The organism is Nonomuraea sp. NPDC001684, from assembly GCF_053596515.1.
The window spans coordinates 21500-28473 of the sequence record NZ_JBSFGJ010000082.1 but is presented as its reverse complement, the minus strand read 5'-3'; the positions used below and the strand labels follow the sequence as shown (position 1 = coordinate 28473).

General features: G+C 73.6%; 9 protein-coding genes. 3 read left to right on the top strand and 6 right to left on the bottom strand.

The annotated features are described in order from the left end of the window. Positions 1-68: 68 nt before the first annotated feature. A complete protein-coding gene (locus ACWCSD_RS17810; RefSeq protein WP_449916112.1) occupies positions 69-191 on the top strand; it encodes a hypothetical protein in 123 nt (40 codons plus the stop codon). 2 nt (positions 192-193) lie between these two features. Here the strand turns inward: ACWCSD_RS17810 and ACWCSD_RS17805 are convergent, their stop codons facing one another. Together ACWCSD_RS17805 and ACWCSD_RS17800 are read right to left on the bottom strand one after the other, a co-directional pair. Next, positions 194-535: an ArsR/SmtB family transcription factor gene (locus ACWCSD_RS17805; protein WP_352327141.1), complete on the bottom strand. Its 342-nt coding sequence runs from the start codon at positions 533-535 to the stop codon at positions 194-196. Further along, positions 535-762 carry a hypothetical protein gene (locus tag ACWCSD_RS17800; RefSeq protein WP_397161916.1) on the bottom strand — a complete coding sequence of 76 codons (228 nt, stop codon included), beginning with the start codon at positions 760-762 and terminating at the stop codon, positions 535-537. Before ACWCSD_RS17800 ends, ACWCSD_RS17805 begins: the two co-directional genes overlap by 1 nt. Before the next feature lie 114 nt (positions 763-876). Between ACWCSD_RS17800 and ACWCSD_RS17795 the strand changes: the two genes are divergently transcribed. Together ACWCSD_RS17795 and ACWCSD_RS17790 are read left to right on the top strand one after the other, a co-directional pair. Beyond that, positions 877-1491 (top strand): TetR/AcrR family transcriptional regulator, encoded by a 615-nt coding sequence (locus tag ACWCSD_RS17795; RefSeq protein ID WP_449916108.1) that lies wholly within the window; start codon positions 877-879, stop codon positions 1489-1491. A 23-nt stretch (positions 1492-1514) separates the two neighbouring features. Next, a complete protein-coding gene (locus ACWCSD_RS17790; protein WP_397161918.1) occupies positions 1515-2303 on the top strand; it encodes an SDR family oxidoreductase in 789 nt (262 codons plus the stop codon). Between the two features lie 87 nt (positions 2304-2390). Here the strand turns inward: ACWCSD_RS17790 and ACWCSD_RS17785 are convergent, their stop codons facing one another. The 4 genes from ACWCSD_RS17785 to ACWCSD_RS17770 form a co-directional block, all read right to left on the bottom strand. Continuing rightward, on the bottom strand, positions 2391-3722 hold the full coding sequence (locus ACWCSD_RS17785; protein WP_449916106.1) for an amino acid permease: 1332 nt from the start codon (positions 3720-3722) through the stop codon (positions 2391-2393). 219 nt (positions 3723-3941) lie between these two features. Continuing rightward, positions 3942-4730 (bottom strand): enoyl-CoA hydratase/isomerase family protein, encoded by a 789-nt coding sequence (locus tag ACWCSD_RS17780; protein ID WP_397161920.1) that lies wholly within the window; start codon positions 4728-4730, stop codon positions 3942-3944. Continuing rightward, positions 4727-6313, bottom strand: a complete 1587-nt coding sequence (locus tag ACWCSD_RS17775) for an AMP-binding protein (RefSeq protein WP_449916103.1) — start codon at positions 6311-6313, stop codon at positions 4727-4729. The genes ACWCSD_RS17780 and ACWCSD_RS17775 overlap by 4 nt, the downstream gene beginning before the upstream one ends. Next, the gene (locus tag ACWCSD_RS17770; RefSeq protein WP_387678471.1) at positions 6310-6939 is read right to left on the bottom strand and encodes a TetR/AcrR family transcriptional regulator; all 630 of its coding nucleotides are present in this window, start codon (positions 6937-6939) and stop codon (positions 6310-6312) included. Before ACWCSD_RS17770 ends, ACWCSD_RS17775 begins: the two co-directional genes overlap by 4 nt. Positions 6940-6974 lie beyond the last annotated feature (35 nt).

Here is a 6974-nt window from a genome sequence, read left to right as displayed (position 1 = left end):
TGAAGGTGTAGGTGCGGCCGGTCTGATCGGCGCCCACCTTGGAGCCGTTCTTGTAGAGGCCGTAGGCGGTGACGCCGATTCACCGTCAGCCCGGCCAGCAGGTCGCGGCGCGGATGACGGCCGAACGCGGCCAGATCGGCCCGGCCGGGCAGGACGGGACGCAGACGGGCCCAGCCCGCCCGGAGCACTGAGGTCACCGTTCGCCGGCCTCCGATTCGAGCAGCTCGTTCAGCAGCGCGTGCCGGCCGGAGAGCTTGGCCTGCAGCAGGTGGCGGGCGGCGCGCAGCAGCTCCGCCACGTCGCCGCCGGACAGCGCGTACACGACGGTCGATCCGTCGCGGCGGGCGGTGACCAGCTCCGAGCGGCGCAGCACGGCCAGATGCTGGGACAGGCCGGTGGGCTCCACCTCGATCTCGGCCAGCAGGTCGCGCACCGGCATCGGGCCGTCCTGGAGCAGCTCCAGCACGCGGATCCGCACCGGATGTCCGAGCAGCCGGAACAGCTCGGCCTTGGCCTCGTACAGGGGGACGGACATCAGCGCGCCTCCTCTCCCCCGCGGGCCGCGCCGGGGTCCGGGCCGGGGTCCGCGCCGGGGCTCTCGTCGGTGTCCACGCCGTGCGCGCGGGCCATCCGCAGCACCTCGTCCAGCCCGCCGGCGGCGGCCAGCGCGGCGTCGGCGTCGCCGTCCTGTTCGGCCGCGCGCAGCGCGCCGGCCGCCTCATCCACCCGGCGCCGGATCGCCGCAGCGAACGCCTCGCTCACACTGTCCCCTGCCTTCATGCCTGCCTTGACGAGATAAGTGTTAAACGAATTGCGAAAATTCGCAAGTTCTATACGGTTTGGCCATTTGTTATCTGACTAGATAATGTTATCTGTATGGATAACAGCGACGGCGATCAAGGCCGTCCGCCCGGCCCCCATCAGGCGGCGACCGCGGCCCGCAGGAAGCAGATCATCCGGGCCGCGATCACCCTGCTCGGCGAGCGCGGCTACCAGGCCACCACCTTCGACGCCATCTGCAAGGAGGCCGGGCTCAGCAGCAGCCGGCTGATCACCTACCACTTCTCCAGCAAGGACGAGCTGTTCGCGGCCGTCGCCGACCAGATCGCCGCCGACGCCGAGGCCCACGTGCGTCCCGCCGTGGAGGCCGCGACCGGCGCCCGCGAACTGCTCGCCACCGCCATCCGGGCGAACGTGGCGTTCATCGCCGCCCACTCCTCTCAGGTGCGGGCGCTCCAGCAGATCCTGCTCAACAGCGGTCAAGGCGTCTGGGAACGGCACCACACCGAGTCGCTGGACCGGCTGGCCGGCCTGTTCACGGACGGGCAGCGCGCCGGCGTCTTCCGCACCTTCGACCCGCGGGTCATGGCGGCGGCGCTGCGGGCGTCGATCGACAGCGTCGTCCCGCTCCTCGCCGCCGGGCTCGCCCCCGGCCTCTGCGCGGACGAACTGGTCGAACTCTTCGACCGCAGTACGAGTGAGAAGTCCTGAGACCGGTCCGGAAGGGGAACACGATGTCAGCTGAAGGGATCGCCGGGCGGACGTACGTCGTCACCGGGTCGGCGTCGGGCATCGGCGCCGCGACCGCCGCCCTGCTCCGTGCCCGCGGCGCCACGGTCATCGGCTGCGACCTCGACGACGCCGACGTCCAGGCCGACCTGTCCACGCCCGAGGGCCGGCGGTCGCTGGTCGACCAGGTGAGCGCGGCCGGGACCGTCGACGCGGTGCTCGCCGTCGCCGGGGGCGGCCGGACCGGGCTGCTGGCGACGAACTACTTCGGCGCGGTCGCGACGCTCGAAGGTCTACGTCCGGTGCTGGCGCGGAGTCGGGCCCCTCGTGCCGTGGTCGTGTCGTCGACCTCGTCGCTGGCCCCCGCCGACGAGCGCGTCATGCAGGCGTGCCTGGACGGCGACGAAGCCGCCGCCGTCGCCCTCGTCGAGGCGGACCCGTCCGCCGGCGGCCCGGCCGGCGCCTACGGGATCGCCAAGCGCGCGTTGAACCGCTGGGTGCGCAGAGCCGCCCCCACACCGGAGTGGGCGGGCGCCGGCATCGCGCTCAACGCCGTCGCGTCCGGCGTCGTGGACACGCCGGCGGCCGCCTGGATCTTCGCGAGCGAGGAGGCGCGGGCCGCGGTGGAGGCGGCGGCGCCGCAACCGTTCGGCGGCTTCCCCGGGCGGCCGGAGTGGATCGCCGAGCTCCTGTGCTGGCTCACCGGCGCCGACAACCGCTTCGTCACCGGCCAGATCATCTTCGCCGACGGAGGCGCGGAGGCCGCGCTGCTCGGCGACCTCCATTGGCGCTGACGGCGCTGAGGGCGCTGACGGCACTGACGGCGCTGAGGGCGTTGACGGCGCTTGGGGCCGCCGACCGGCCACCGCTCAGACCACCGTTCAGGCGACCGCGTCGGCGGGCTGTTTGCGGCGGGATCTGATCTCGTAGGCGAGCAGCGTGCCGCCGACGGCCACGGCGACCGCCCCGACCACGGGAAGCGCCTCGGCGGACGAGGCCACGGCGGCGAACGCCAGCACCAGCAGCGCCACCACCACCCGGCTCAGCCAGGGGAAACCCCACATGCGCAGCCGCAGCAGCTCGGGCGACTCGGCCTCCATACGCCGGCGCAGCCGGAGCTGGCTGAGCGCCACGAAGACGTAGAGCAGCAGCACCAGCAGCCCGGCGGTGTTGATCAGCAGGTCGAAGGCGTCGTCGCCGACCGCGAACGCGCCGGCCATCAGGGCCAGCGCGAGCGCGCCGCCGCCGAGCAGCGCGGGCGCGGGCACCCCGGACGCCCGCACCCGCGCCGCCGCGGCGGGGGCGTCGCCGCGGGCGGCCATCGCGCACAGGACGCGCGAGGCGGCGTACAGCGCGGCGTTCATCACCGACACGACCGCGACCAGGATCACCCAGGTCATCAGGGTCGCCGCGCCGGGGACGCCGAGCTCGGCGATGGCGGCCGCGAACGGGCTGTCCGCGCCGCCCGCCGGGACGCGGTTCCACGGCACGACCGCCAGGATGACCAGCACCGAGCCGACGTAGAAGATCAGCACCCGCCAGACCACCCGCAGGGTGGCCCGCGCGACCTCTTTGGCGGGTTCGGCCGACTCGGCGGCCGCGATGGTGACGATCTCCGCCCCGAAGTAGGAGAACAGCACGGTGACGAGCGCGGTGAGGACCGCTCCCCAGCCCTTGGGGGCGAACCCGCCGTGCCCGGTCAGCGCGCTGAGACCGGCGCCGCCGCCGGACGGCCACAGACCCAGGACGTACAGCGCCCCGGCGGCGAGGAAGGCCACGATCACCACGACCTTGACCGAGGCCAGCCAGAACTCGGTCTCGCCGAACAGCCGTACCGAGACCAGGTTGGCCGCGGTGAGCGCCGCCAGCAGCGCGACGGCCGTCGGCAGCACGGGGACGGCTCCGGACAGGGAGTTCAGCAGCTTGGCCCCCGCCACGCCCTCGAACGCGACCGCGACGATCGCGAACAGCCAGTAGCACCAGCCCACCAGGAACCCGGCGCGCGGCCCGAGGGCGGCACGGGCGTAGTCGGCGAACGAGCCCGCCGAGGGCCGGGCGGCGGCCATCTCGCCGAGCATCCGCATCACCAGGACGACGATCAGGCCGCCCAGGGCGTAGGCGACCAGCGCCGCCGGGCCGGTGTCGGCGATCACCTTGCCGCTGCTGACGAACAGGCCGGCGCTGATGACGCCGCCGAGCCCGATCATGGTCATGTGGCGTCGTTTGAGTCCGCGGTGGAGCGATCCCCCGCTGTCGTGCCCGGTCATGGCGTTCGGCTCCCTGCTGTTCTCGGATAGGGGAGATCGGACCCCGGCCCATGGCCGGGCCGGGGTCTGGTTGATCGCGGGGGCGGTACGGACGGCGCGGCCAGTGGCCGCAGTCAGTGGTAGCGGTCAGTGGCCGCAGTCAGTGGTAGCGGTCAGTGGTAGCGGTCAGTGGCCGCGGTAGACGGCGGGGCGCCGTTCGACGAAGGAGCGGACGCCTTCGCGCACGTCCTGGCCGCGCAGGCAGGCCAGCAGCCCTTCGGTCTCCAGGTCGAGCACCTGTTCCAGGTCCAGCTCCCAGACCTGCCGCATGGCCTGCTTGATCAGGCGTACCGGGGTGGGCGCCGCGGCGGCGACGCGTTCGGCCAGCTCCAGCGCCGTGTCGAGCAGGCCGGCGTCGGGGACCAGCCTGCTGACCAGCCCGGCGCGGTACGCCTCGGCGGCGCCGACGGTCTCGCCCGTCAGCAGCAGGTCCACCGCGCGGCCGTGGCCGACCAGGCGGGGCAGCGAGTACAGCACGCCGTTGCTCGGGAACAGGCCGCGGTGCACCTCCTTGAAGGCGAACGAGGCGGCGTGGCCGGCCAGCCGCAGGTCGCTGGCGATGGCCAGCTCCACGCCGACGCCGACCGCGATCCCGTTGACCGCCGAGATGATCACCTTGGGGTGGGTGGTGAAGCGGCGGGTGAGGTCCTGGAGCGCGGCGGTCCGTTCGACCAGGTCGGCGTCGGACCCGGCGGCGAGCTGCGCGCCGGCCTCCTTCAGGTCGGTCCCGGCCGAGAAGGCGCGGCCGGTGCCGGTGAGCACCAGCGCGCCCACCGCGTCGTCGCGGGCCGCCTCGTCCAGGACGGCGACCAGCTCGCCGTAGGTGCGCTGCCGGAAGGCGTTCAGCACCTCGGGCCGGTCGAAGGCGACCACCAGGGCCGAGCCGGCGCGGCGCACCCGCAGATCGGTGCTCATCGGTTTGCCTCCCGGGCGTCGTAGGCGCCGTCCCGTCCGGACGGCAGCAGGTGTTTGGCGATGCGTTCGGACGGCGTCATCGGGAACGCCTCGACGAACTCCACGAACCGCGGCGTCTTGAAGTCGGCCAGCCGCGCCCGGACGTAGTCGACCAGCTCGTGCGGCTCGACGGGCTCGGCGACCTGCACGAACGCCTTGACCTCCTCGCCGAACAGCTCGTCGGGCACCGGGATCACGGCGGCGGCGCGCACGGCCGGATGGCCGGTCAGCACGGCCTCCACCTCGGCGGCGGCGATGTTCTCGCTGCCGCGCCGGATCATCTCCTTGAGCCGTCCGACCAGGTGGTAGTGGCCGCGGGCGTCCCGGCGGCCGAGGTCGCCCATGGGGTACCAGCCGTCGCGCAGCAGCGGCTCGTCCCGGTTCCAGTAGCCGGTCAGCATCGGCCGGCCGCGGACCATGATCTCGCCGACCTCGCCGTCCGCGGCGTCGGATCCGTCCGCTAAGACGATCTTGACCTCCTTGCCGGGGACGGGCCGGCCCATGGCGCCGGTGCCGACGCACGCGGTGTCCTCCGGCCGGACGGCCAGCACGACCCCGGCCTCGGTGCTGCCGTACGCCTCCCGCCAGGGCGCGCCCCAGCGCTCCTCGATCGCGGCGTGCAGGGCGGGCGCGATGCCCGAGCACAGGACGAGCCGGACGCGGTGGGCCCGGTCCCGTTCGGGGTCGGGCGGCTGCTTGAGCAGCAGCAGCGGCATCGTGCCGAGGACGTAGAAGAAGGTGGCGCCGTGCTCGCGCACCGAGGGCCAGAAGCCGGAGGCGGAGAAGCGCGGCAGGATCACCAGCGGGATGCCGGTCAGCAGGCACAGCACCGTGTTCCACTGCGGGTCCATGTAGTAGAACGGCTGGGCGGTGAGGTCCACGTCGCCCGGGGTGACGGCGGCGACGTCGGCCGCCAGCTCGGCCAGGTGCAGCCAGTAGCGGTGGGTGAGCATGCAGCCCTTGGGGAACCCGGTGGTGCCCGAGGTGTACTGGAGGTTGAGCAGGTCGTCCCAGCCGACGTCGGGCAGGTCGGGGGCGCCGGGCGCGGCGGCGCTCTCGGCCCCCGCGTCGAAGGCGCCCGGGGGGACGGGCTCGGGCGCGGGCCCTGCGTCGGCGGCGTCGAGCAGCCCGACCTCGCCCAGGCCCAGCGCCAGCAGCGCACCGGCCGCGGCGGCCGAGCCGGCCAGGGCCAGCACCGGCGCGGAGTCCTTGACGACGTGGGCCAGGTCGGCGCTGCGATAACCGGGATTCAGCGGGACGATCACCGCGCCCAGCTTGGCGATCGCCAGCCAGGCGACCGGGAAGCCGACGCCGTTGGCGAGCATCACCGCGACCCGGTCGCCGCGGCGGACGCCGTGCCCGGCCAGCACGCCCGCCAGCCGGTCGGTCCGCCGCTCCACCTGCGCGACGGTGGTCTCGACGCCGCCGAAGCGGAACAGCACCCGGTCGCCGTGCGCGGCGGCCCGGTCCCGGAGCAACCCGCCGAGGCCCCCGGCGATCCGCCCGGCCGCTCCCCCGCCGTACGACGGCGGCGCGGCCGTCACGCTCGCCGCCGGGTGGCCATGTCGAACATCGTCGTCAGCTCGGCGGCGCAGTCGGCCAGGTCGACGGCCTCCTCGTCGAAGACCCACTGGAGCATGACGCCGTCGATCGCGCCCTGGACGGTGGCGGCCAGCGTGCGCGGCGAGAAGTCGCGGAAGTCGCCGCTGTCCTGGCCGCGCCGCAGGATGCCCTCCAGGTGGTGGCGGCACGGGTCGTACATGTCGGCGTTGAACCGGCGCTTGGCCTCGGGCGATCCGAAGCTGCCCCAGATGTCCACCAGCGCGACGAAGTTGGCGCGGTTGGCCGCCATGAACTCGAAGCTCGCCTCGATGAAGGCGCGCAGCCGGTGCGGGGCGTCCGGCGCCCGGTCCACCCGAGCCTTGATGAACCGGTTGCTCTCGGTGAACAGGGCGTTGACGACCTGCTGGATCAGTTCGTCCCGGCCGGCGAAGTGGTAGGAGATCACGCCCCTGCTGACGCCGACGTCCTGGGCGATCCGGGCCAGCGACGCCTGGGGCAGCCCGGCGCTGGCGATGGTGGAGATGGCGCCCTCCACGATCTGCCGCCGCCGGGCCTCCTCGATGAACGAGGCCTTCTTCTGGCCGTCCTGATCGATTTTTGACCGCATGGCCAGGATTCAAGCCCGACGGACGGCGTGCGGCA